This window comes from Dehalobacter sp. 12DCB1 (genome assembly GCF_004343605.1).
Taxonomy (GTDB): Bacteria; Bacillota; Desulfitobacteriia; order Desulfitobacteriales; family Syntrophobotulaceae; genus Dehalobacter.
Genome location: NZ_POSF01000001.1, coordinates 90964 through 116316 on the forward strand (window position 1 = coordinate 90964; position 25353 = coordinate 116316).

The window sequence follows — 25353 nt, forward strand, 5'->3', positions numbered from 1 at the left end:
TCGTCAAGCTTCATTTTCTTGCAAAAGAGCTTATTTTAAAAAAATACTGTATTCAATCTGACAATTTATATTCCTATTAATTGCAGAACAGCAAGCACAATTACCCCAGGAAATCCAAGTATCGCAACAACACTCACGGTAAAGATATTAATCGGGATCTCAAATGAAAAAATGCTTAACATCAAGTCCACGATCCATAAACCGACAATTCCGCCAAGGATGTGAATGAAGAGCTTAATCAGTTTATTGGGCTTTCTTAATGAGGCTACGGTGACTAATATTAATAGAACAATAAATAACCCTAAAAAAACGAACGTCATGACAATGATTCCTCCCGCCGTATATCCTGTTATCAGGCTATGCCGACAGTGGACAAGATAGAACCAAAATATAGAAGGGAGTGTCCCAAATTCAGATACTCCCACAATAATCAATACAATCTAAAAAATACGGACTAACATCAAAATTACAGCTGACGCCTGCCTTCGAGTGCTCGGGCGATAGTGACTTCATCCGCGTATTCCAAATCTCCGCCTACCGGCAGGCCATGCGCGATCCTCGTCACTATAATCTCGAGGGGTTTTAGGAGCTTCGAAATATACAATGAGGTGGCTTCGCCTTCAACCGTTGGATTCACTGCCAGTACAACTTCCCGGACCTCTCCCAGCCGATGAAATAACGAAGATAGATTAAGCTGCTCCGGCCCGATCCCTTCCATTGGCGACAGTACGCCGTGTAAAACATGATAAAGCCCTTTATATTCGCCGGTCTTCTCTAGAGCAATCACATCACGGGGCTGTTCTACGACACAAAGAAGCGTTCTGTCTCTGCGCTCCCCTGAGCAAATTTTACATGGATCAATATCGGTATAATTCCCGCAAACCGTGCATTGTTTGATATCCTGTAACGCTTTCGTCACTGCCTGCGCTAGATCACCGGCTTGGTCCGGATGCCTCAAAAGATAAAAAGCAAGACGCCCTGCAGTCTTCGGCCCAACCCCAGGCAAGCGGGAAAATGCCGTAATCAAATCGGATACTGGCTGAGGGTAATATAGATAATCCATAAAATGTGTACTCCCCAGAATTTTTCTAATCGCTTGTCAACCCTAAACTGATTAGATTTAGCGTTAAATGATATCTGTAATTTAGAATAATCCGGGAATATTGAATCCTCCGGTTGCTTTGGACATACCATTCTCGACCATCGCCTGGGCGTTCCTGAGTCCCTGGTTAACTGCAGCTTTAATCATGTCCTCGAGCAGTTCAGCGTCATCCGGATCAATCGCTTCCGGCTTTATCTTGAGTTCCAAAACTTCCATTTTACCGCTGACAACGACTTCCACCATGCCACCGCCCGAAGATGCCTGAATACTTTGACTTTCCAGTTCTTCCTTCGCTTTCATCATATTCTCCTGCATCTTCTGCGCCTGTTTCAGCATCTGATTCATATTGCCCATGCCGCCGCCTTGTTTAAATCCCATGAATAACACTCTCCTTATATTTGACTATTCTTTTTTGCTATTGCTTGATCCTTTTTCTAACATTCATTTGCTCGCTTATGGCTCGCTTAAAGCTTCTATCATCTATATTACTTTTCTTTTCGTACCTGCACAAGCTGATCTCCAAATAATTCGCGGGCCTTTTGGACTAAATAGTCGTCTTCAGCCGGTTTTGTCCGGTCCGTTACTTTTTTTTTTGACTCCGAAGAATCCGCAGCTTCAGCTGGCAGAGCCTGAACCTCACTTTCAATAAGATTGTTCAGGCTGAGTTTTTTACCAAATGTTTGCAGAAGCACTTCTTCCACAACATTTTTATTTTCTACCTGATTGAATTTGTCCCGGTGGAAAGAATAACCGTCTTTAAAAACCAGATAGACCTGATCATTTTTTACGGCAAGCGGTTTTCCCTCCAACAGGAAAGCATGTGTAGATCTTTTCTGCTTACGGACTTCCTCAAGTATTCCCGACCATTTATCCTGGACCGTCTGGATGTTAATATTGCCTTGTTCAGCAGGTAAGACTTCAGTTATCTTCTGGTCCTGTCTGCTGGTTTCAACTGCCTTCGTTGAAGCCTCATCCTTGCTTTCAGTCGGATGATTACCGGTCGCCTGCACACTCTTTTGCGGCTGTTTGATGTGCGTTTTTTTAGGCTGATTTTCAGTTATATCATTTGAACCACCCGCTGTATTTGTTCCAAAAATGGTCTGCACCAAAATCATTTCCGCTGCCAGACGGGCATTGGTCGCGTAACGCAATTCCCCTTCACCCTTCATAAGGACATTGATCCAGCACAGGAGCCGGTTCAGACCGATTGTCTGACTCTGTACGACAAGCCGCCGGGTCATTTCAGGTGCCATCAAAGGTTCCTGACCACCCGCCAGATATAACAGTGCCTGCCGCAGATAGTCCAACAGTTCACGGATGATTTGCCGGGGATCCCTGCCCAGAGAAATTCCTTCTCCAAGCTTAATCAGGGTCAAAGCATAATCTTGATTCAGCAGGGAATCCGTCAGATCTGCACTGAAAGTTTCCCCAACCATGCCAATCACCTGATAAACATGCTCCGTCCCAATCGGATCATCCTGCAACAGACACTGGTCCAGGATGCTTAATGCATCGCGCAAACCACCTTCGGCCTTAGCCGCGATAACCTGCAGTGCTTTGGTCTCGATATCCCGCCCCAAAGCCTGACATACCTCCTGTAGTCTCATCGCAATGCCTTCCGCGGAGATGCGGTGGAACTCAAATCTCTGCACTCTGGATAAAATCGTCAGTGGCACTTTATGCGCCTCCGTCGTTGCCAAGACAAAGACAACATTGACCGGTGGCTCCTCCAATGTTTTGAGCAAAGCATTAAAAGCCTCAGGTGTAAGCATATGGACTTCATCAATAATATACACTTTATATTTGCCGCCGGACGACGCAAGCTTTACTTTCTCTCTTAAATCCCGGATTTCATCAATGCCCCTGTTGGAAGCGGCATCAATTTCCAGAACATCCATCGCATTTCCCTGGTCAATATCCAGACACGATGCACACCGGCTGCACGGTTCAGCGCCATCCCGGTCGGAGCAGTTCAGTGCTTTCGCCAAAATCTTCGCTGCCGAAGTCTTTCCTGTACCCCGGGGTCCGCTGAACATATAAGCATGTGCAACCTTATTCTGGTTCAGTGCATTAGTTAAGGTTATTTTGACATGTTCCTGGCCCACTATCTCACTGAATTTTTTCGGCCGCCATTCTCGATAAAGCGCAAGATATGCCATGTTATCACCCGTCACTTCCTAAATTCATAAAGAATACTTGGCTGGCGCCAAGCCGTTGGCGGAAGCCTTAGTTGCACTTAAATTTTCTGATACACCAAAAAAGATGGTCTCCAAAAACCACCTTATATAAATAAAGACCGTGCACCTTTGATCGAACCATAGCCTCCGGACGTTAACCCTGCTCGAATGCTCATTCCCGGTGACCTCGCGGCACACAGAACTAACTCCTTAGTGCTGCTTCCGTCAGGATCTGACACGGTTCAAAGCGTTCCGTTGCGCAAGACCAGAAACTCATCACATCCAGACATGGACTGCTCCGACAACCAGATCCTCATCAAAGGAATTAAACCCCGCTATAGCGGATTGCGGGTTACAAGGAACCGCTAACTCCCCGTCTAGCACGGACAAACCTTATTATACCATGAAAAAGAAAGCAAATAAATAAAAAGCCTTAAAATGTCAAGGCTTTGGATAATATCAATGGCGGAGAGAGTGGGATTCGAACCCACGACACAGTTCATCACCATGTACCCGCTTTCCAGGCGAGCGCCTTCGACCAACTCAGCCATCTCTCCAGGTCTGAAACAGTCAATTAATTCGTCAAAATCAATTTTCGCAAAAGATTTAACAAAGTCGCAAATGTTATTATACTGGCTCGGACTGCGAACGTCAACACTAATTCAATATTAATGTTCCTATAGTTTTTGCCCGTTGTGCTCATCAGCCAAATTTACTTTCAGTTCTGTCAAATTAGCTGAATCTGCTTCCTACTCTGCATTGCTTAACGGTTCAACGGCTCCAAAAATAAACATATCCATGAATTCCAGAGCGACTTGTTCAAAAGACATTCCGCTCTTTACGATAAATTCCGGACTAAGAATCTCTGACATTGCTGTTAGGAGCGAAGTCTTAAAAATCCTGGAATCTACCCGTAAACGCAGCTTGCTGCTGACTAGAAGGTGCTCAATCAACCTGTCAATCTTTTTCTGGCGGATCTGGTCAATTTTTTGCCAGAGCATCGGATAATGATTGCTTAAATCAGTCAAAAACTGAGGATTAATCAGATAAGAAATATTTTGAAGAATCCCGGCAATCATCGTGTTGATATCTTTTGCAGTGTCAGAAAGTCTCATATTTCTGGCAAGGATTTCGTCCGTAACCTTTTGGATCGTTGCTTCAAACAAGTCTTCTTTGCTGACAAAATGACGATAAATCGTCCTTTTGCTTACTCCGGCCACTTTAGCCAGTTCTTCCATAGAAAGACGAGAAAAACCCAGCGCATTTTTTATGGCTAGCTGTTCACAAGCTAGAATAATTTTTTCCCTGGTATTCACGATGATTACTCCCTTTAATCTAATTTCATGCTTAAATTGTACAGCTAAAATTTTAGGTAAATAATCAGACGATTTTCTTCTTAAACTTCAGAATACTGATCGTAAGAAACAACACTGAAAATAAAATCAGGCAAATGACCTGGCTGACCAGGTAGGAGAAACCAATTCCTTTCAGAACAATTCCTCTGATAATGTCCAGGTAATATGTCAGCGGAATCACATCACTAAGATAGTAAATGATCCTGGGCATGGCGTCTCGCGGGAAAAGAAAACCCGAAAGCATAATACTCGGAAGCATGATAAAAAAGGACATCTGGAAAGCCTGCATTTGATTTCTGGCGATATTGGATATCATAATCCCCAGACCCAGGGATGCAGTAATAAAAAACAATGTTAAACCATATAGTTCCAACAGATTTCCTTTGATCGGTACTCCAAACACCAGGACCCCGACCAGTAGTGCAACGGTAATCTGAATATAGCCCAGAAAGATGTAAGGAATGATTTTTCCGATCATCAGCTCAAATGACTTGATCGGCGTGACGATAAGCTGCTCGAGCGTTCCCTTTTCCCTCTCCCGGACCAGGGACATCGATGTCATCATCACCATGGAAAGTGTCACAACAATTCCCAGAATCCCGGGCACCATATAATAAGCAGTGATTCCATCCGGATTATACCAGGCCCGTACTCGGATGTCGTACGGCGGATTGGTCAGATCGATATTCAATTTCTGGGTAATGATTTCCTGTGATTTCAGCAGGCCGATGGAATTAGCTGTCGCCATAGCCTGGTTCGCAACCATATTATCGCTCGCATCGACAATCACCTGGACAGAGGCGGATTCGCCCTTTTGCACATTATTAGCAAAACCGGGCGGAAAAACGATTCCGACCTTTGCCTTGCCGCTGTCTATCATATCATTCACTTCCTGAAAACTGTTGGCCGCATAAAGGACGTCATAATACCCCGAAGCGCTGAAAGCCTCCAGTAAATCTCTACTCTCCCCGCTTAGGGACTGATCAAATACCACCGTTGGAATATGTTTGACTTCCGTTTGGATCGCATAACCAAAAAGAAGCAGCTGAATAAGAGGAAGCATAAACACCAGTCCCAGCGTCAGCCTATCTCTGCGAATATGCAGGAATTCCTTATAAAGAACAGCCTGAATTCTTCCCATTCGTATCCTCCTCTTCTATTCGGCGTATCCCGAGGTTCTTTGCTGTTTGGCCAAAGTTACAAAAACATCTTCCAGGGAGGGCATAATGATTTGGAGTTCGCAATCCAAGTCCTGCTCCAGCTGTGAAACATCGTCTGCTCCTTTCAGCAGAACGTGAAGGAGTGCTCCGTGAACCGTACATTCCTTAACATAAGGTATTTTTCCAATTTCCTTTACGCGCTGCATACCATCCTTGAGATTTAGCTCAACCATGCAGCCTTGAATTGTTTTCTTTTTGAGTTGATCCGGACTATCCACCGCTATAATTTTCCCGCCGGAGATAAACGCGGCTCGATGACAGCGTTCTGCTTCATCCATAAAGTGGGTTGTTACCATGACCGTGGTTCCCTCATTTGTCATTTTTTTTATGATCTGAAAGAACCTTCTGCGGCTGGTCGGGCTAACCCCACTGGTCGGTTCATCCAGGAAAAGCAGCGGCGGTTTGGCAATGATAGCGCATCCCAAGGCAAGCCGCTGCTTCCAGCCCCCGCTTAAGTTACCGGCAAGTTCATTTTCCCTTCCTGTCAGATCGGCCATCGCAATCATTTCATCCATTCTCCCGGATAAATTTTTGCGTGGAATTCCATACAGACCTGCATAGAATTTTAGATTCTCTTTCACCGTAAGGTCATCATAGAGGCTAAATCTTTGAGACATGTAGCCGATGTTTTGTTTAATTTTTTCAGCTTCCTTCCGGAGATCATAGCCAAGAACTGCCGCAGAACCCCCGGTTGGTTCCAAAATGCCGCAGAGCATTCGGATTGTCGTCGATTTGCCCGCGCCATTCGGTCCTAAAAAACCAAAAATCTCCCCTCTTCCGACCTGAAGCGAGACGTTGTCAACTGCGGTAAAGTCACCAAATTTTTTTGTCAGGCCTTCGGTAATAATCACATTTTCCATCTATTTACCTCCTGCCATGATGACAAAAACATCTTCAATGGAAGGGGCTGTTTTTTGCAGCCTGCCGAGAGTACAACCCTTCGCCGTAAGGGTCTGTTTGATTAAGGCTTCCGCTTCGGTGTTCTTGTCTATGATCAAACGGTACTTATCTCCAAACAGGGAATAATCCAGAATTCCGTCTGCTTCCCCGAACAACCAGGGTTCTTTTGTATCGGCCATAACCTCCCAGACCTGATAAGGAAATTTTTCCTTCAGGCCCACCGGCGTATCCAGCGCATGAACGCTTCCCTCATTCATGAACGCTACTCGGGTACAAAGTTCCGCTTCATCCATATATGGAGTAGACACCAGAATGGTCATTCCTTCCTGGTTCAACTGATATAAAATCTTCCAAAACTCTTTACGGAACTCCGGATCGACACCATAGGTCGGTTCATCGAGAATCAACAGTTCCGGCCTGGTGACAAGCGCGCAGGTCAGTGCCAGTTTTTGCTTCATTCCGCCGGAAAGTTGATCCGCAAATCTTTTTTTAAACGCAACGAGATTGGTGATTTCCAGAATCTCTTCCGAACGCTGGATAATGACTTCTTTTGTAAGGCTATACATCGATCCGAAAAAAAGTAAGTTCTCCATAACCGTAAGGTCGCCATAGAGGCTGAAACGCTGAGGCATATAACCAAAATTTCTGGCATCGGCGTCTTTTCCTTTTTCCCGTTCTCTATCCGTGGTGCCCAAAACCCTCACTTCACCGGCATCCGGGGTCAGCAGTCCGCAGATAACCCGGATGAGCGTCGTTTTGCCTGCTCCGTCCGGACCAATTAAACCAAAAATTTCTCCCGTGTTGACGTTCAGATTCGCATCGTTAACGGCCAGCAAAGATCCAAATTTTTTAGACAGCTGATTTACCTCAATCATCGGCCGTCTCTGCCTTCTTGATCATAACATCTGCCGGCATGCCCGGTTTCAATAATCCTTCGGAATTGTCCACTGCAATTTTGACTTTGTAGACGATATTGGCCCTTTCTCTTTTGGTTTGAATCGTTTTGGGGGTAAATTCTCCCTGACTGGCAATTTCTGCAATTGTGCCTGTAAATACCCTGTCTAGACCACTGATCGTGAAATCTGCTCCCCCTCCCAATTCTATAAAAGGCAGGTCATCTGTCGGTATATATACGTTAATCCAGACCTGGTCCAGATTAACAACCGTGGCCAACGTCGATCCGGCCGTGACATATTCACCAATTTCATAATTTTTGGTTTGAATGGTCCCGTCAATCGGGGATTTTATCTGCAGATCAGCCAACTGGGCTTCCGTTGCTTTGACAACAGTTTGCATCATCTTTACCTGATTTTCGGCAGTTATAATGATATGGTCACTGCTTCCCGACGGCAAAGCATCCAGATTGTTTTGTGCAATTGCAACATTCAGTTTGTCCCTTTCCAGCTGCGCTGCCAGATCATTACGCTGTATCTCGGCAATGATATCCGCTTTTTTGACCTTATCCCCGGATTTCCCCTGAAAATTCTGAACCTTGCCGGCGATCATTACACGCAAGTCCACGGTGGTAGCTTCAATCGTCCCGGATGCCTCAACCATCCCGTCATTGGAAGCATAAAAATACTCCCACCCCAGGTAGCCTGAAAGCAATACAACTGCAGCAATAATGGCTGCCACAATTTTCTTTTTTTTCGCCATTTTCGCGTCCCCTTTTCAAAATGTGCTTTTCTTTGTCTCTGTCGTTCCAGCAATATCATCCAGGCTATGATGCAGTTTGTCTATACTATTTTATACTAAGTGTCACAATTATATGACTATAGTGACATTGTAGCATAGCTCTATATTATTGCAAGATATGAAATCAGATTTCAAGCCAGCATAATCAGCAGTTTTTCTAGTTCTTCAAAGTGCCTAAACTGTTCTTTAATTTCCGGATAAGCTTCATTCTTGTCGTAAAGCAGCGCCTTGAATCCCAGCTTTCGTGGTGTTAAGAAATCATTCATATAGTCATCCCCAATAAAAACAGTATCATATCGACAGATCCCGGCCCTGGCTAACGCCGCCTGATAAATTGCCGGATGCGGCTTCCTCCATCCCTCCATAACTGAAGTTACGACAAAATCAAAGTAACGGTCAATCCCTGTTAAGCTCAAAAGTTCTTCGACCCCGTCTTTGACGATAAAATTGGATACCACAGCCAGCCTGTACTTTGCAGCCAGCTGAGCTAAACTGTTAGAAACGCCGGCGCCAAGATGACACTGTTTCCGATACTTACGCCAGTAATTGTCGACAAGCCGTTCGACAATTTCTGCTAGATCCGTCTCTTGGGGAGGAATTTTTGCAGCATTCCATTTTCTCCGGACAATCAGTCCGTATCTTTTCCTGATATCGCATTCCTGATTACAGGGAGAACTTGTCTTCAGCATTTTCCAGACAGAACTAAAGTGCTCAAAAAAATCGTCAAACCCGTCCCACACTTTTTCCGTCCCGGAGCCCTCATAAGCCCAAAGCGCATATTCTCTTTCCCCCGGGATATAATACATATCGATTAGTGTTTCCATGCAGTCAAAGAAAATGATTTTCTGTCTGGTCATGAAAGGTCCTTTCATATAATATATTCTAATTACTATATCCAATAATTGATTTATTATCGTATCAATCTTTATCGCCCTTTTCCAATGAAAGAGTGGCTAAATTTTTTATTTTTCTCGCATACTGATAATAATATTGTATCATTTATTATGTTGCCAAGGAGGTTGATCCAATGAAAATTGTTCCTAAACCTATCGAACATATATTAAAGAAAAAGAACATTCTTTGGAGCATGATCGTTTTGGTTATCTTGTTTTTTAGCGGATGTTCTCCTGCCGTACCTAAACCGTCCCCTTCTCCCACCGACGGACAGACTGAAAATATTGCCGCATACATTCCGTTGAACGTCGGCAATTACTGGCTCTATGAAGGAATTGGAAACGAATATGCTTCGTATACAGAAAAAGTTACCTACCAGCAGCGTAATCAATACCAGGTCATAATTGACAATGGCGGCACTGTTACAGCTAACAGATATGAAGTTGCAGCAGACCGTATTGTTAATACCTTTAGACAGTCTGAATTCTATGAAGATAAAAATATTTTGGATCAACCATCAAATATTGAGGCTATCCTTCTGCAATCACCGCTTACCGCAGGCAATTCGTGGACCAGTGAAGGAAATTCATATGAGGTCATTGACACGTCCGCCACGGTAGAAGTACCAGCTGGTATTTTTGAAAATTGCCTGACTGTAAAAATCACGTATCCTGAAAGCAGAAATTACAGCTTATATTACTATAAGAAAGACGTCGGTCTAATCAAATCTGAGTATGTGATGCCGGAAAACGAAAAAGTAGTCTCGCAGCTTAAAGAATACGATGTCCAGCACTAGTGCCTTGTCAACCAGTAGGAATATGTAGATTTAGGATAGGCATGATACTAAATAAAGAGGGTTTGCTCTGAATCAATGTTCAAACAGCAAACCCTCTTTATACTTAGATCGAATGTTTGTTTCTTTTTTTCAGGATAGCCAGACTTAAAACCATAAGCACGAATGCCGCACCGCCAATAAGATAATCTTCTCGACGGTTTATCCATCTATTAGGATTCTGACCGGGCGCTTCCTGCCAATTCATGCCCGGCATCTTTTGCTTATAATCCATTCCTTCTGGCATATTTCCCGGTGGCTGCATGCCTTGATCCTGTCTTATATCAGGATGTATTCCCTGCAGCCCTTGCTCTGCCCGTTGTCCCCATTGCGCCTGTTGTCCCTGTCTTGTCAGCGGCGGCTGTAGCCCACCTGCATTTTCACCGGCCGCATCCTCTGTTGTTCCCGATGAAGGCAGTTCCCCGCTTAGCTGTTTGGAGACATTATCAATCCGGTCCCGGATAAATGCAACCAGTCCTATCAAATTTCCGCTTCCCGGCATATTCTTTCCAGCCCCAAAGCCGCCTCGGAATGTGGTCTTACTATCTGTTATAGGTTCCTGAGAAGAGCCTTCGCCAATTGCTTGTTCAAATTGTTCCAGCGTATAGAACTTAGTTGGGTCACTTGTGACATAAGGTCTAATCAGATCCGCGGTTTTCTCGATTTTAGCCGTCATTTTCTCCAAAGCAAAAGGCCCTTCGATAAATGCTTTCATGTATTGGTGATAGACATCCTTATACGCCTGTACTTCGAGTAGTTTACCCAGCAGTGGGCGCTGGTCTAATGTCGTTCCGGAAACCGGCTGATTAATAGACAGCGCAGTACCTCCGCCAAATCCACCAAAGGACAAATTATAATCCCAGGGGAGGAAACTGAATACTCCGTTCTCCTCATATAAATAATAATTGTGGGTAAACTGTCCCTGATAGCTGTCCATATTGACAAGTACGGTATTAACTGCAAAATATCGCAGGATCTCGTCAATATTCAGGTACGTTTCTAAATCCCCGCCCTCATCCAGCGCTTTGATCATCTTGACTAAAGCCTCATTGCTGCCTTCTTTCAAGGCGGTCACAGCTTGCAGGCCGCTGTAAGATTTAATATTGTCATCACTGTAAACCAGATCGTTTCCTTTACCCCGATCACCATACGGTTTATAGAGTGTCCCATGGTCCTGGCCAAAGTACCTTTCGGCATATGCTTCTTCAACGCCCTCAACCGCCAGATATAAACCTGCTGGATGATCATTGATATAAAGGTTCGCGTAGCAATAAGCAGGAACAGGAACGCCCATCTCTTTCAGCAGCGAGTAAGATAGGTATTCCCGCATACAGGACGCATCACCCCAGCCATTGTTCAAATTCAGTTTGGTCAGCCCCGAGAGGCTTTGCCCTTCAATATAATGATCAAAATCAATTTTGAAGCTATAGCGGTCGGAATTGCTTCTCAGGACTGAATTAAGACTGGAATTGCCTTTGGTACGGATTCCGACATTTTTTGTCTTCACGCCATCGATCACAACCTGAGCCTCTTTATATTCTTCCTCTGCGGGATTTTGCAGCATGTCCTGATAATCCGCCTCAGGGATTGAAATGCGAATTTCGATGACTTTGTCAGGATTAAAGAAACGTTCCGTATAAGCGAAATAAACAGACTCTGCGGAGGAGCTGCCTGTTCCTGTTTTTCCAGTGTTCAAACGGACATTGGCACTGTCTCCCTGCTTGAAAGACAGTGCCGCATAGGCGGTCGTTAAGGTGCATACTGTAAGCAGGGCCGCAACGATCCCTGTAAATTTTTTGTCCATGTTTTAATCCCTCTTTTTCAGGTGTCGGATGTAATGCTGCTTAAAGGAAGATGATTATACTGCAAGCTCTCCGTTATAACTTACCAAAACGACATCGTTTACACCTTCTATAGCTGCCAAGGTATTGACAAAATCCGTGTTGTCGACCCTTAATCGCACTTCAACGGTAAGTTCGATTCCCTGTCCGCCGCGAACTGCTTTTGATTTAATTTTCATTCTTTTGACATGCTCCGCCAGCTTTGTTAGCAGCATTTTTTCCGCCTCGCTGTCACTGCAATTTATAACCACCATATAGGGAATTTCATTGGTTGTTTTACTTGTAAAAATGATCAGCATGATTCCGATGACAATGGACCCGCTAATGGCAAGCAGATACTGCCCGGCCCCACTGACGATTCCCGCTGCGATAGCCCAGAAGATAAAGATGATGTCCATTGGGTCTTTGATCGCTGATCTGAAACGTACGATACTTAAAGCCCCAACCATACCGAGAGAAAGAACGATGTTAGATGTGACACCCATGATAATGAGTGTGGTAATCATCGCCATACCTACTAGAGAAACATTAAAGTTCCTGGAATACATGACCCCATTGAACGTCTTCTTATACACCGCATAGATAAACAGTCCGAGTAGAAAAGAAATTAGTAACGTAATCGCCACATCAACAATAGAAAAATTTGTGACTGCGTTTTCGAGAAAACTGTTTTTAAAAATATCTGCAAAGGTAAATGTTTGATCTGTAGTAACCGCACTGGTTGTTGCATCCATGATACCATCCTCCAATGTATTCTAATTTATTTAGTGATTAAATCCATTACGGAGCTTTTACCCGTATTTTCGACATATAACATACTTTGAGATCGCTGCCTTCTGTCTGCTGTCCAATTGAATCAGGTTAGCAATATGGCTAGGCAGGTAACAGTCATATTTGATTTCCAGAATCGCCGTATTGCTCGTTAAAGCATTGGCCAGCGGGGTGGTGGAATCCAAAAAGCTGGTCGCGGCAAATCCGGTTTTTACATCACTGTCAATCGTGATTCTTACTCTACCCGGTTCCCATATATAGGCCTGACGCCGGTACTCTACAATTGTTTTCGGCTTAAACAGACCGGTTCTCATTTTTGTATAAAGGTGCCGGCATACAGCTTCCGAACGATTTCGTAAAAATTGATAGTCACCGTTGATTAAGTCTTGACATCCCTCTTCGGTCAAAATCGCACTCTCTTTAAAGCCTGACCCATTGTTCTTGACCTTCTTCTCAAGCCGGATGATTGCGGTGGAATGATCATATGTTCTGATTCTGAATTTTTCCCGATATTTAACCCCTATCAACTTCTCCAATAATGCCGTATCATTAATATCATCAAAGTAGAGACTTCTAACGGTATAAAATCCTTCCGGCCCTGTATGTTTGTCCTTAGGAAGCACCCTATTCAAACGGTTGACCAGTACTACTCTGTCGAAGTTATTGATGCTCATTTTAATTTCCTGCCGATATTTGCTCACTTGCTCACCCCTGTCGTATTATTCCAGTGATCTTTTGATGATGCTATTTTATCCACTCTATGTGTCATTAATGTGAACGCTGGTTAACAAATTTGTGAAGAATTTAGGTGATGGTTATGTTAAGAAAACGTTGGCTTCCTGTATTTGCAGCGGTGGTCTTACTTCTTAGTCTTACCGTTTGGGAAAAAACCAAGACGCCGCTGGCTTCTGAATCCACAGAATTGATGCCTGCCGCCGAAAGTGCTACTTCTGAAAGCGATTCGTCAGAGACTGCTGCTTCTGAACCTGAGGCTGCTGAATCTACGCAAATAAAACTTACGCTGCTTGGGGATATCATGTGCCACCCAACACAGTACGAAGCCGCCCAGACAAGCGGAGGCTATGATTTCAACCCTTCTTTTGAAGAAATCGGAAAAAATACAAGGCTCGCCGACCTAACACTCGCCAATCTTGAAACGACCTTGGCTGGCAAGGAGATGACTTACAGCGGTTATCCTTCTTTTAATACTCCGGAACAAATGGCTGATGCTGTCCGGAATACACTTGGTGTGGATGTTGTCTCTACCGCCAATAATCACTCTTTGGACCGGAATTTTTCGGGCCTAAGCCGGATGATCGATTTTCTGGATCAATATGGTCTGAAACACACGGGAACCTATCAGACCGCCGAAGACAGTCAAGAAATTCTGATCCAGGAAATTTCCGGCCTGCGTATCGCTTTCTTAAGCTATACCTATGGTACCAACGGAGTTACCCTTCCTAAAGGTAAAGCTTTTGCTGTGAATTATCTGGACCGGGAAAAAATTCTTAGGGATGCTGAGAAGGCGCGCACTCTGGGAGCAGACTTGGTTATTGCCTCTTTGCACTGGGGAACGGAGTATGCCGTAAAACCGTCCGCTGAACAGATCAATCTGGCCACCTGGATTTTTGAAAATACGGAGGTTGACATCATTGCGGGCAATCATGTCCATGCTGTCCAACCGATCACCTTCCTCCAAGTAAAAAGCAAGACCACTGGTAAAGAAAAAGAAGGATTGGTGATCTATGCCCAGGGAAATTTTATCTCTGATCAGAAAACAGATACAGCAAATATGGGTATTATGGTTGATATTTTTCTGGATATCCGTTCTGCCAAAAAACCAGTTATTACGCATGTTGCGTACTATCCGACCTGGGTTGATGAAACTCCGGGAGCCGGTCCTAAGACATATCGCGTCTTAAATGTGACAAAGGCCCTGGCCGATTATCAGTCAGGGCAGGATCCGCTGCTGGATAGTGCAGATTATGCAGAGATGCGGGCCTATGTATCTCAAATTAAGCAAACTATCCCTTCTGAAAATAAGATTCGCTTCGCCAACAAATAATGTATACAGTATATTTATCTGTATACATTATTTATCATTATTATCTCTTTACAGCCTGCTGAATGTTCATTATATTTTTCTTAGGCAAAGGAGCCATAAAAAAGCCAGCCTGCAGGCCGGTTTTTTTGGAGGCTTCTTTTTTGATGTCTATGGACGGCGGAAAAGGAAGCGTGGAGGCGTCTAAATAGCCTTCACGGTGTCGAATACGTTACGGACGACAAAGTATTTGACTGAACAAATGTCGCGGTGCCATAAATGGCAAAGATCTGCTGGTAAGGATGATAAGGATAAAAAGGAGAGATTGTAATGAATTATGGCGATATTGCCTTTATGCTTTTCAGCACCGCCCTAGTTTTCTTAATGATACCCGGGCTCGCTTTTTTTTATGGAGGGCTCGTCAAAAGACGCCATGTCCTGTCGATCATGATGCAAAGCATCGCTGCAATCGGAATTATCTCGATTCTCTGGATTGTTATCGGTTATACCCTGGCTTTTGGGCCGGATATCGGACATTTGATCGGTGGATTGGATTATGCGGGCTTGAGGGGTGTCGGCCTGGATCCCAAAGGGGAGGGTGCGACGATTCCCCATCTATTGTTTATGCTCTATCAGATGATGTTTGCAATTATCACTCCGGCCATTATGACCGGTGCTACAGCGGAAAGGCTGCGCTTTCCTGCCTATATCCTTTTAATATCCCTTTGGAGCCTTTTGGTTTATGTGCCCCTTGCTCATTGGATATGGGGCGGAGGATGGCTGGCTAACCTGGGCGTCTTGGATTTTGCTGGAGGGATTGTCGTCCATATTAGTTCAGGCTTTTCAGCCTTAATTGCTGCTTTATATATTGGCAAACGCTACCATAAAGACTCAGAGCAGGCTATTCCGCATAACATTCCATATGTGATCCTTGGCGGAGGTCTCCTGTGGTTCGGCTGGTTTGGGTTTAATGGTGGCAGTGAACTTGCTGCAGACGGTATTGCTGTACTTGCCTCTGCCACTACACACCTGTCTGCCTGTGCCGGTCTGCTGGGGTGGATAATTATTGAAAAACTGCTTCATGGCAAACCAACCGTACTCGGTGCTGTCTCAGGCATGGTTGCAGGGCTCGGTGCCATTACACCTGCCTGCGCTTTCGTGACTCCTCTTGCCGCTATCTTGATCGGACTGGTTTCTTCAGGTTTGTGCTACTTTGCAGTCGCTTGGCTGAAAGTTAAACTGGGTTACGATGATGCACTTGATGCTTTTGGCATTCACGGTATCGGCGGGACCTGGGGAACCCTAGCTGCCGGAATTTTCTGCACCACAGCCCTGAATCCCAATGGTGTGGATGGACTTTTCTATTCCGGGTCATTTTCCCAGGTTGGGATACAACTTTTGGCCATCCTCGCAACTTACGCTTATTGCGGCGTGATGACCTTCTTGATCCTTAAAGTCATTAGTCTCATTACTCCTCTTGCAGCGACAACTGAAGAACAGGAAACAGGCCTTGATATCAGCCAGCATGGCGAAAGCGCCTATCCGGACATTGAAGGAATGACTTCCGATTCTGCCTGGAATATGGTCAATTAATAAATGGCTGTACGAGATATATCAGATAGAACTTCTTCTATCTAAACCACTAAAAAAGGATTTTCACCGTGATCACGGTGAAAATCCTTTTTAGGTTTTGCCAGGAAAAAGTATACTTAAAATTTTTGAATGTAACAATTATTGGGCAAAGGAACGGCATAAAGATTCGACTTGAACTGCATAAGCCGATTTGTAATGCCCATTATTCTCGTAAAAGGTCAACCTGCCGTTGATCCCCAATCGATATGCTGTGTACGATTCATATTTATTCATATAGACATCCTCTAAATACCTCAGATATCCACCGGCTAAGTAGGTTGCATAATATTTGTCTGTTGACAGGAGTTCCCCGTTCGGATAAGGGATCTCTTTATGATAATATTCGGTGATGGCCATGTAGGCCGTTTTGGCTGTAGCCAATTTCATTTGGGTCGTATTGTAGGATAAGGATCCTCCATCCATATTGGTGGCAGGTACATATTTTGATTCTTGAGCAATTAAGGCAAACAGTTCATAAGGTTCCAGATGAAAGGTCTCTTCAACGCTCGCAATATACGCTAGATATTCGGCATCGACCTGATAGCCTCTGGCAATTCGTGCTAAATTCTCTTGCCTGTATGTTTGATCTTCTTTTACACTAACGACGTTACATTCTTCTTCGCTTACTTTTTCCCTGTCTTCGGCAAAGGCGGCTGTCCCGACAAACATGGCCTGTGCAGCAATCGTAAAAGCTACCAGGAACATAGCCAGGAAACGGCCAATCCTTTTCTGTTGAAACACGGTCTTTCCTCCTTAAGGACTTTTTGACAGCTTTTCGCCATCATCTTTTGTTATTTTGTCAGAATATAATTATCCTATACTTGAGATCCTCCCATAATTTTTATCTTATATCTCAAGTGACAAAATTCTACATTTTTTTACTTCAACCGATTTTACCACATCAAACCAAAAAACGCAAAAAAGAGGACCATTAATTTCCTCTATTACCATTATATATGCGGTTATTTTTGATTAATAGCGTCTTTAGAACGTCTCATATCCATTTAAAGGCCGGTGTACGGCTCAGGAGGGTTCGGAATCCCTGATCTTCTTTTTTATTTGCAGATACGTCAGCAATTCTTCCTGATCTTTTTCTTCCCAAAAATCAAAGTCGTCTAATTTCTCTAAAACTTCCCTAAAATGGACGCTTTTATCCGCCAGTGAATAAATCTCAGGTTTTGAACCCGCATCCTTCGTTTGTTCCCCTAAAAGGTAGGATACCGATACCCCTAGACCCAGGGCAATATCTGTCAGCCGATCTAAAGAAGGCCTTCTTCTGTTTTGTTCAATATCACTCAAATAAGAGATAGAAATACCGCTTCTTTCAGAAAGCTTACGAAGTGTGAGCTTCTTTTCTTTTCTTTGCTCTTTAATCTGATCACCGACAGTCAATGTAATTTCCCCCAAATTTTCGATAATAGCGAATTAATACTAGTATAATTGCTGAAAAACGCCAGGTCTACTGAATTGCTATACATTTTTGACGTAAATATGCGCAATGTGGAAGAATATCCTATATTTTCTTGGGATTGGAACCTATTTTTGGCAGACGGCTAAATTTAGCCGTTGCACAATTACGCTATATGCGTAATTATTAGGCGGAGGTGGTGTTATGTCCCTTGGTTCAAAAATCCGGGATATCCGGAAGAAAAAGCATTTAAAACAAAAGGAATTGGCTGAGATTGCCGGTATTTCCGTTTCTTATCTATGTGAAATCGAAAGAGATAAAACAAATCCATCTATTAAAACACTTTTCCATCTTACTCAAGCCCTTGGAGTCCGTCTATCGGCGCTCCTTGGCGATCAGTAATATTAGGAACAGAATATTAGTTTTGAATAAAAGGATTCTTCTGGAATAAAGTCCTTTTATTTTTTTGACAAATGCTTACCAACAATGTTAGTATAATAATTGTCTTATTTCTGATAATAAGTATTCTTACTATTTCTTGAGGTGGATAGCATGAGTCAATGCGAAGCCAAGGAAATACAAGATTTGTTTTTTTCCTTAATGGGAGATTTACACGAAAAATTCCTGTGCCATTTTCGAAAGGAATACATAGGTTCGGCTCCGCTTAAAAAAAACCATATGAAAATTATCAATCTTCTCTACCACAATGAGCAGCTGACCCTAACAAAAATAGCTAAAAAGCTGGATATAGAGAAGGGCAGCCTTACCACCCTGATCGATCAATTGACGGAATGGGGTCTAATCATCCGTTCCGAGGATAAAAACGACAGGCGGAAGTCTTTAATTTCCCTGAGTTCTTTAGGCAAAACAGAGATGGATACATTGATGGTGCTGTATGAAAAGAGACTGAATGAATTGATGTTTACTTCAGACCCCGAAGAAATGAATCAATTTATGCTGAGCCTCAGGTATGTAGTGCAATTTATGAAAAAATTGTAGAAGGGGACTGTACATGGATAAAAGTTTTGAATTCGGTAATAAAAGCATCGGGAAGCTATTATGGCAATTCTCCTGGCCGGCGATTGTCGGTATGTTGGTGAATGCCTTATATAATATTGTTGACCGGATTTTTGTGGGCCGCGGCGTTGGTACACTTGCAATTGCTGCAACGACAGTGGCCTTCCCAATTATGCTTCTGTTTATGGCACTTGGGATGCTGGTTGGTATTGGTGCAACAGCATTAATCTCCATTCGGCTCGGAGAACAGAAAAAAGAAGAAGCCGAAAAAATTGTAGGTAATGCACTTACTCTCTTGATTATGCTTCCGCTCCTTTTTATGGCCTTCTATTTCTCATTTTCTGAACAGCTTTTGGTCTTTTTTGGTGCTAATCAGGAAGTATTGCCCAATGCACTTGATTTTACCAATATTATTGTTGCAGGATCCGTTTTTGGGGCAATCGGTTTTGGCATGAACAATTTTATCAGAGCTGAAGGAAACCCCAGGATTGCGATGCTGACGCAAATTCTCGGCGCTGTGATTAACGGGGTGTTGAATTACATTTTTATTTTCCATTTGGGATTAGGTATAGCGGGTTCCGCACTCGCAACGGTCTCGGGTCAATTCATTACGTCGCTTTGGGTATTGGGCTATTTTCTTCTCGGCCACAGCACACTTAAGCTTCGCCTAAAAAATTTAAAACCGGATTTTTCGATCTATCTAGTCATATTGTCCATTGGCTTTGCTCCGTTTGCGATGCAACTTGCCAACAGTTTGCAGAATATGCTTTTGAATAAGAGTGTCATGCTTTATGGCGGCGACCTGGCGCTGTCTGCCGTCGGCGTCATTATGAGTATTTCAACATTGTTCTTTATGCCGATTATCGGTGTCAGCCAGGGTGCTCAGCCTATCATAGGCTTTAACTATGGAGCCGGGCAGTTTGAAAGAGTTAAGGCAGCGTTGAAGAAGGCCATCATCGCGAGCACCGGTATTGCTGTTGTCGGTTATCTGGTCATACATCTCTGGCCCGAACAAATTATTGGCTTGTTCAGTGACAACGATACGGCGCTTACAGTACTGGCAACTCACGTGATACTGGTATTTTTTACCATGTTCCCGCTGATTGGTTTTCAAATTATTTGCTCAAGTTACTTTCAGGCAGTCGGCAAACCGCTTCAATCATCTGTTCTGAGCCTTTCCCGGCAGGTACTGCTCTATATACCGCTTCTTTTGGTCCTGCCTCATTTTTGGGGAATTGAGGGTGTCTGGCGAGCTGCACCGATTGCGGATATCTTATCCGTTCTGATCACAGCAATGTTGATAACGCTGGAAATAAGACGGCTTAGCAAAAATCAGCCTGCTGTCAGCGTAGGATAGTTCAGGCTGATATAATGCTGAATATAAAAATAAGAACAAGGACTTCACAATTGTGAAGTCCTTGTTCTTATTTAGACGACCAGTTTTTCAGCAGATTAGGACACTGAGGGATCATCTTTGGGCAGAAACCCTTTTTACGATATAATCTCCTGATCACACCAGGAACTTCAGCAAGGCGACTACGACAGCTGCAGTCACAGCTGACAAGATGAGCGAGATAACAAACGCTACGCGTATAACTTTGTTTTCTTCTCCAAGCTTATCAATCGAAGCGGCTGCATTTTGAAGCTTTGCTGGAGAAATAACACTGGCCAGACCTCCACCAAAGGCTAAACCGGCTGTAACAATAATAATCCCTGTCAGTCCCCAGTTCAGATTACTTGCTGTTGACATGGTATATTTCGCAAACATGGCAATCGTCGAAGCTTCACTTCCGGTAATGAATCCTCCGAATAATCCGATAAAGCTTACAACAGCACCGTAGGCTCCATGAAAAGCCTGTGCGGAATAGTCTGCGAGTACTTTCACCATACTTGGGCACAGTGTTTTCGGCAGTGCGGCATTGAGATTGGAAGCCATATTAAATCCAGACATATTCATGACTTCACCGATCGCAAAGAAGATCGCCGCTGAGAAAACAGGTTTTGGTGCCCTTCGCCACCAAACTTTTATTGAATCTTTAATTTGGGCGGCTTTTGGGCGCATAATCGGGATCGAAATCAAGATGCTGACCAGAATCCAGGTGTAGGCATTCCATAAAGCTCTGGTTGCTATCGGCTTGCCGTCTGCAGATAAGCCGGGAATACCAAGCGTCAGTGTCCGGTATAAATAATCGAAAGATTCCTTCGGCAGGTTCAGCGCCAGAATCAGAACGATCAAAAGCAGCCAGGGCATAATGGCTTTCCACAAAGGATATTCTTTTTCATAGGCAAGTTCTTCCGACGTCAGCCGGCTTCGATCAATAATTTTTTTACCCGTTAGCTTAAGATACAGAACCATTACAAGAATGACTGCAAAACCACTTAAGACTCCTGTGAGGACGACCAGATTGTCATAATGATTGGTAAAATAAGCGACAATCGAAATTGTAATGCCCGTAACCAATACCGGGACAATCCCCTCTTTGACAGCTTTCCACTTTCCGACAATCCAAAGCATCGAAAAGCCGATCAGGGTAGATACAACCGGCAAAAACATAAAGAAGACGCTTCCGGCCTGAGAAAGGGTAATTTCATTGCCTTTTCCTAAAAAGCTGTTCGCAATATCCACAAACACCACAATCGGGGCACCGAGTAAGGCATACGTACACAGGGAGTCATATCCGATCGCCGGTAAAGCTATGGCTACATACGTAGAGTATCCCATCGCAATTAAGATAGGCGGCAGAAGAGATACGGGAGTTGCCCCGACGGCAACCATCAGCGTTCCAAATCCAATGTTAATCATCATAATCTGAACGGCTCTGTTTTCACTGGCTAAGGTTTTAATAAATATAATAATTCGTCTTAAGGCCCCTGTCTTTTCCATATAGGCCATTTGCAGCAGCGATGTGGCTACGATCAATGATACCGAAAAAGATTTAATCAGACCGGCCAGTGTCGAGCGTACAATGACTTCTCCCGACGTCTGGAAAAACAAAAACGCCACAAGAGAAACAGCAAGCCAACCCACAATTCCACTGGTATGGGCTGGCTTTTTAAACACAATAAGCATAACAACAATGACTACTATTGGCAGCAGTGCAAGCAGTAGTGGCAACATTCTCTCCCATCCTTCCATTCTACAAGTATATTTTTTTATTACTACCTACTTATAATATATGATTATGTTCAAAAAAAAAAGAACTTTTTTTGCTTTTTACTTTTTGCGTTTTATGTTTCAGACCAACAGAAAGGCCCGCTTTTCACATGAAAAACGAGCCAAAACTGAAGATTTTCTCAGCTAAGGGATCCTGACATATTGCGCAGGGCCCGGAACAATGATCCATCCGTCGTAAATGATGCTGATACTGAAATAGTAGTACTCACCGGAAACTAAATTACCCTGGATATCACCCTGATAATAAGTGTCAGCGTTTATTGTCACCGAAGTCCTGTTCCGGTCGGTAATCCACTCCAGATAACCGTCATTTGGATATTTTGGGTTGGGATTACTCTTTGAAATGACCACTTTGTAGCCTTCAAAATTTGCTGCTTCTGAAGCTGGCCAGCTCAAAACCAAATTACTGTCGCTGGCTGTTGCCGATATGGCAATCGGATCCAAGCTCTGTTGGACACCTTCCTTCTCTGCTAGTGGATCGTATCCATCGGCCGGATACGTGACATGGACGGCATTTCCGGCAACCTTGCCATCGCTGTATAAAGCCGTCACACTAACGTAATACGCCTGTCCGGGAGTCAGATAACTGCCAAAGTCTCCGCCGTGATACGCTGTGCTGTTGTCGATTACCCACCGGCTGGTGCTTTGATTGGTAATGTAGGTCAAATAACCGCTACTGGGATAGGCCGGTCTGGAATTATTTTTGGAAATAACGACCTTATAGCCCTGGAAGCTTTCACTGTAAATCGAATTCCATTTGACAATGAGCCGGTTGTTGTCCGTAGAAACGGTTACCTGAGGCGCCTTTGAAGAGGGAGATACAGCTGGTTTGACAGTGGGTTTTGTTTCTGTAGCCGGTGTTTCCTTGGTGGGTTGCGTTGTTTCGGTCGGCGTTGCGATAGCTTCCTCGGCAGGTTCCGGTGAAGAGACAGCCGTACCGACCGGATACGTCAATTGCAAACTGTCACCCGGAACGGTCTTATCCGAATAAAGCACCGTAATACTAAAATAGTATTTTTCACCAGGGACAAGTTTCTCGCCAAAGTCTCCGTTTTTATATGCTTCACTGTTATTGATCACCGCACTGGTCGTGGTCTTGTCGGTAATGTAGTATAAATACCCGTCGTCAGGATACTTCGGATTCGGATTGCTCTTTGAAATCACCACTTTATAGCCGGAAAATTTAGGATGATCAACCTGGTCCCAATGTAAGATAATTTTATCACCGGAAATCTCCCCATTCACTGCCACAGCAACATAAGGAGTTTTATCTTCGCCTATTCTTAATCCGGACCAGGAAGCATTTTGCGCATAACCATAGGTGACTATGCCTAAACAAAAAATGACTGCACATATCGCGATTGCAATATTTCTAGATAAACGAGGTTTCATGGTTTTTCTCCTTTCATACCACCGGTTGCATGCGAGTAACTTACTCTCAATTAAAAAATAAGATTAACTACGTGAAATTTAAATTCTACAGTATTAATTTAATTCCTTTTTCTTCCTTAATATTTAGGAATTAAGTCCCATCAAATTAGGAAATATGGATCTGCATAATCCCAAATGATAGTTTGATACAAACGGAGAGGAGTATGTCATTTAATGTCGAATCATTGATTCTAAATACACTTTTTAATTCTTTCTAAAGGAGAGGAGGGACTATGATGAAAGAGCCAGTTGAGTTGATCCAATCAAATCAAACATTTTTAATTAGACGTACCTTAGAATATGCAAAAATGCATAATTATACAAAATACACCTCTACTCTGGAAGAAGCTTGGCGTACATCAATTGACGGGTTATCCGAAGCTTTAATCTCAGTTCTCAAGTCCTGTGAATCTATACCTGAATTAAATGTGGATGAAGATTATGTAAATGATCCAATTGGTTCTTTTGGGATACTTGAAGCACAGCTTCATCGTAAACGTGGAGTTACCCTAGAAATGTTTTTAGGATTGATGAAATATTATCGTCAATCCTATCTCGATCTGATAATAGAAACTTATAGAAAAAAAAATATAGATTGTGATTACTTCTTATTGTTTATTAATCGGTTTTTTGATCGTGTAGAATTAGCTTTTAGCAGTGAGTGGATCAACGAGAAAAAGGAAGTACTTACGCTAAGTCTTCAAAATACAAATCGTATGATGACGAATGAAAAGAATAAGTATTTAACAATATTTGAAAGCATTCCAACTCCTTCGATCATTTTGGATAGTAATAATATGATTGACAACATGAACAATGCTGCTAAAGAGTTTCTTAAGTCTGCAGGAATTGATGGGACATCTTATTATTCCAGTGAAAAACATAAAATATATTTAGTACATGCATTACCTTGGCTTGCAGAAGAATTCACTACTTTTATCAGCGGAAATGATATTGAAATATCCATTGAAAAGAATTTGAAGATGCTCGAATTAGAAACCAGGAATCTGGTTATAAACTTTCACCGCATGCTGGACGTAAGTGAAAAATATAAAGGTACAGTGATCATATTTACGGATTTAACATATAGAAAACAAATTGAGGACAGGTTAAAATTTATCAGTTTTCACGATGATCTTACAGGATTATACAACAGAGCATTCTTTAATGAAGAATTGTTAAGACTGTGTTCAGGCAGGTCTAATCCAGTAGCGATTATAGAATGTGATGTTGACGGGCTTAAAGTAGCAAACGATACTTTGGGACATCATGCCGGAGATTTGCTTATTACTTCCACTGCTTCAATACTTCGTCGTTCTGTCCGAGAAAACGACGTTGCTGCCCGGGTAGGTGGTGATGAATTTGCAATTATTTTACCAAATTGTTCACCTGGCTCATTAAAAGAGGTCTGTCAAAGAATCGAATTTGAACTCGACAAACATAACAAAGAAAACTCTTATTTACCTGTGAGTTTTTCCATTGGTGCTGCATTAGGGAATGCTCATAATGGCAGCTTAGATCACATTTATAGGAATGCTGATAATGAAATGTATAAAAATAAACAAGAAAAGCGAGAGCAATACAAGCTTTGGTTCAACTCGTTATATGCTAAGTATGGGGACAAACTATTTAATAACTAATTTACTTTGCCACCAGGCCATGGATGACAGCAGGAGCGGCCGCCCGTTCGAATCCCACCTTCTTATTTAAATAAGCTCCATCTTACGATGAAGCTTTATCTTCAATGGCGGAGAAGGTGGGATTCGAACCCACGTGCCCTTGCGGACAACCGCATTTCGAGTGCAACTATTAAAGCAGGAAATAGTGGAAATTAGCAGTAAATACATGTAGATAAAAATCCA

General features: G+C 43.2%; 24 protein-coding genes, 1 tRNA gene and 1 other RNA gene. 7 read left to right on the plus strand and 19 right to left on the minus strand.

Annotated elements, in window-relative coordinates:
- Positions 1–65: 65 nt before the first annotated feature.
- The 12 genes from C1I38_RS00425 to C1I38_RS00480 all read right to left on the minus strand — a co-directional run bounded on the left by C1I38_RS00425 (position 66) and on the right by C1I38_RS00480 (position 9306).
- Entirely contained in the window at positions 66–320 is a 255-nt protein-coding gene (locus C1I38_RS00425) for a pro-sigmaK processing inhibitor BofA family protein (protein WP_020492310.1), read from the minus strand.
- A gap of 146 nt (positions 321–466) precedes the next feature.
- Positions 467–1063: a recombination mediator RecR gene (gene recR / locus C1I38_RS00430; RefSeq protein WP_026156472.1), complete on the minus strand. Its 597-nt coding sequence runs from the start codon at positions 1061–1063 to the stop codon at positions 467–469.
- 81 nt (positions 1064–1144) lie between these two features.
- Positions 1145–1480 (minus strand): YbaB/EbfC family nucleoid-associated protein, encoded by a 336-nt coding sequence (locus tag C1I38_RS00435; protein WP_119775273.1) that lies wholly within the window; start codon positions 1478–1480, stop codon positions 1145–1147.
- A gap of 107 nt (positions 1481–1587) precedes the next feature.
- Positions 1588–3261 carry a DNA polymerase III subunit gamma/tau gene (gene dnaX, locus C1I38_RS00440; protein WP_119775275.1) on the minus strand — a complete coding sequence of 558 codons (1674 nt, stop codon included), beginning with the start codon at positions 3259–3261 and terminating at the stop codon, positions 1588–1590.
- A 137-nt stretch (positions 3262–3398) separates the two neighbouring features.
- Positions 3399–3665, minus strand: an RNA gene (gene ffs, locus C1I38_RS00445) — signal recognition particle sRNA large type.
- A 77-nt stretch (positions 3666–3742) separates the two neighbouring features.
- Positions 3743–3836 (minus strand) — tRNA-Ser (locus C1I38_RS00450).
- 192 nt (positions 3837–4028) lie between these two features.
- Complete coding sequence (locus C1I38_RS00455) at positions 4029–4595, minus strand: TetR/AcrR family transcriptional regulator (protein WP_243109270.1); 567 nt, start codon at positions 4593–4595, stop codon at positions 4029–4031.
- 64 nt (positions 4596–4659) lie between these two features.
- Entirely contained in the window at positions 4660–5775 is a 1116-nt protein-coding gene (locus C1I38_RS00460) for an ABC transporter permease (RefSeq protein ID WP_119775277.1), read from the minus strand.
- A 15-nt stretch (positions 5776–5790) separates the two neighbouring features.
- On the minus strand, positions 5791–6714 hold the full coding sequence (locus tag C1I38_RS00465; protein ID WP_119775278.1) for an ABC transporter ATP-binding protein: 924 nt from the start codon (positions 6712–6714) through the stop codon (positions 5791–5793).
- Entirely contained in the window at positions 6715–7629 is a 915-nt protein-coding gene (locus tag C1I38_RS00470) for an ABC transporter ATP-binding protein (protein WP_119775280.1), read from the minus strand.
- Entirely contained in the window at positions 7622–8410 is a 789-nt protein-coding gene (locus C1I38_RS00475; protein ID WP_119775281.1) for an efflux RND transporter periplasmic adaptor subunit, read from the minus strand. Before C1I38_RS00475 ends, C1I38_RS00470 begins: the two co-directional genes overlap by 8 nt.
- Before the next feature lie 170 nt (positions 8411–8580).
- A complete protein-coding gene (locus C1I38_RS00480; protein ID WP_165904951.1) occupies positions 8581–9306 on the minus strand; it encodes an HAD family hydrolase in 726 nt (241 codons plus the stop codon).
- 170 nt (positions 9307–9476) lie between these two features.
- On the opposite strand from C1I38_RS00480, the gene C1I38_RS00485 reads away from it, so the two are divergent.
- Positions 9477–10139 (plus strand): hypothetical protein, encoded by a 663-nt coding sequence (locus C1I38_RS00485; RefSeq protein ID WP_119775285.1) that lies wholly within the window; start codon positions 9477–9479, stop codon positions 10137–10139.
- Between the two features lie 103 nt (positions 10140–10242).
- On the opposite strand, the gene C1I38_RS00490 is transcribed toward C1I38_RS00485, so the two are convergent.
- Genes C1I38_RS00490 through C1I38_RS00500 form a run of 3 tightly spaced genes read right to left on the minus strand, consistent with a single transcriptional unit; the run spans position 10243 to position 13488 of the window.
- Entirely contained in the window at positions 10243–11979 is a 1737-nt protein-coding gene (locus tag C1I38_RS00490; RefSeq protein WP_119775286.1) for a CotH kinase family protein, read from the minus strand.
- 54 nt (positions 11980–12033) lie between these two features.
- Positions 12034–12750 (minus strand): DUF4956 domain-containing protein, encoded by a 717-nt coding sequence (locus C1I38_RS00495; RefSeq protein WP_119775288.1) that lies wholly within the window; start codon positions 12748–12750, stop codon positions 12034–12036.
- Positions 12751–12807: 57 nt separating this feature from the next.
- The gene (locus C1I38_RS00500) at positions 12808–13488 is read right to left on the minus strand and encodes a polyphosphate polymerase domain-containing protein (protein WP_119775290.1); all 681 of its coding nucleotides are present in this window, start codon (positions 13486–13488) and stop codon (positions 12808–12810) included.
- Between the two features lie 116 nt (positions 13489–13604).
- On the opposite strand from C1I38_RS00500, the gene C1I38_RS00505 reads away from it, so the two are divergent.
- On the plus strand, positions 13605–14852 hold the full coding sequence (locus C1I38_RS00505) for a CapA family protein (RefSeq protein WP_119775291.1): 1248 nt from the start codon (positions 13605–13607) through the stop codon (positions 14850–14852).
- Positions 14853–15158: 306 nt separating this feature from the next.
- Positions 15159–16421 (plus strand): ammonium transporter, encoded by a 1263-nt coding sequence (locus C1I38_RS00510; RefSeq protein ID WP_119775293.1) that lies wholly within the window; start codon positions 15159–15161, stop codon positions 16419–16421.
- Positions 16422–16559: 138 nt separating this feature from the next.
- Here the strand turns inward: C1I38_RS00510 and C1I38_RS00515 are convergent, their stop codons facing one another.
- Both C1I38_RS00515 and C1I38_RS00520 read right to left on the minus strand, forming a co-directional pair.
- The gene (locus tag C1I38_RS00515) at positions 16560–17201 is read right to left on the minus strand and encodes a hypothetical protein (RefSeq protein ID WP_119775295.1); all 642 of its coding nucleotides are present in this window, start codon (positions 17199–17201) and stop codon (positions 16560–16562) included.
- Positions 17202–17483: 282 nt separating this feature from the next.
- The gene (locus tag C1I38_RS00520) at positions 17484–17852 is read right to left on the minus strand and encodes a helix-turn-helix transcriptional regulator (RefSeq protein WP_119775296.1); all 369 of its coding nucleotides are present in this window, start codon (positions 17850–17852) and stop codon (positions 17484–17486) included.
- Between the two features lie 220 nt (positions 17853–18072).
- Here C1I38_RS00520 and C1I38_RS00525 point away from each other — a divergent pair, with 220 nt between their 5' ends.
- From C1I38_RS00525 to C1I38_RS00535, 3 genes are all read left to right on the plus strand, one after another.
- On the plus strand, positions 18073–18270 hold the full coding sequence (locus C1I38_RS00525) for a helix-turn-helix transcriptional regulator (protein ID WP_026156477.1): 198 nt from the start codon (positions 18073–18075) through the stop codon (positions 18268–18270).
- 150 nt (positions 18271–18420) lie between these two features.
- A complete protein-coding gene (locus tag C1I38_RS00530; protein ID WP_119775298.1) occupies positions 18421–18867 on the plus strand; it encodes a MarR family transcriptional regulator in 447 nt (148 codons plus the stop codon).
- 13 nt (positions 18868–18880) lie between these two features.
- Positions 18881–20242, plus strand: a complete 1362-nt coding sequence (locus C1I38_RS00535; protein WP_119775299.1) for an MATE family efflux transporter — start codon at positions 18881–18883, stop codon at positions 20240–20242.
- A 153-nt stretch (positions 20243–20395) separates the two neighbouring features.
- On the opposite strand, the gene C1I38_RS00540 is transcribed toward C1I38_RS00535, so the two are convergent.
- Together C1I38_RS00540 and C1I38_RS00545 are read right to left on the minus strand one after the other, a co-directional pair.
- Positions 20396–22003 (minus strand): L-lactate permease, encoded by a 1608-nt coding sequence (locus C1I38_RS00540; protein WP_119775301.1) that lies wholly within the window; start codon positions 22001–22003, stop codon positions 20396–20398.
- Positions 22004–22183: 180 nt separating this feature from the next.
- The gene (locus C1I38_RS00545; protein ID WP_119775302.1) at positions 22184–23452 is read right to left on the minus strand and encodes an S-layer protein; all 1269 of its coding nucleotides are present in this window, start codon (positions 23450–23452) and stop codon (positions 22184–22186) included.
- 275 nt (positions 23453–23727) lie between these two features.
- On the opposite strand from C1I38_RS00545, the gene C1I38_RS00550 reads away from it, so the two are divergent.
- Positions 23728–25131, plus strand: coding sequence for a GGDEF domain-containing protein (locus C1I38_RS00550; protein ID WP_243109271.1), 1404 nt, complete (start codon positions 23728–23730; stop codon positions 25129–25131).
- The last annotated feature ends 222 nt before the right edge of the window (positions 25132–25353 follow it).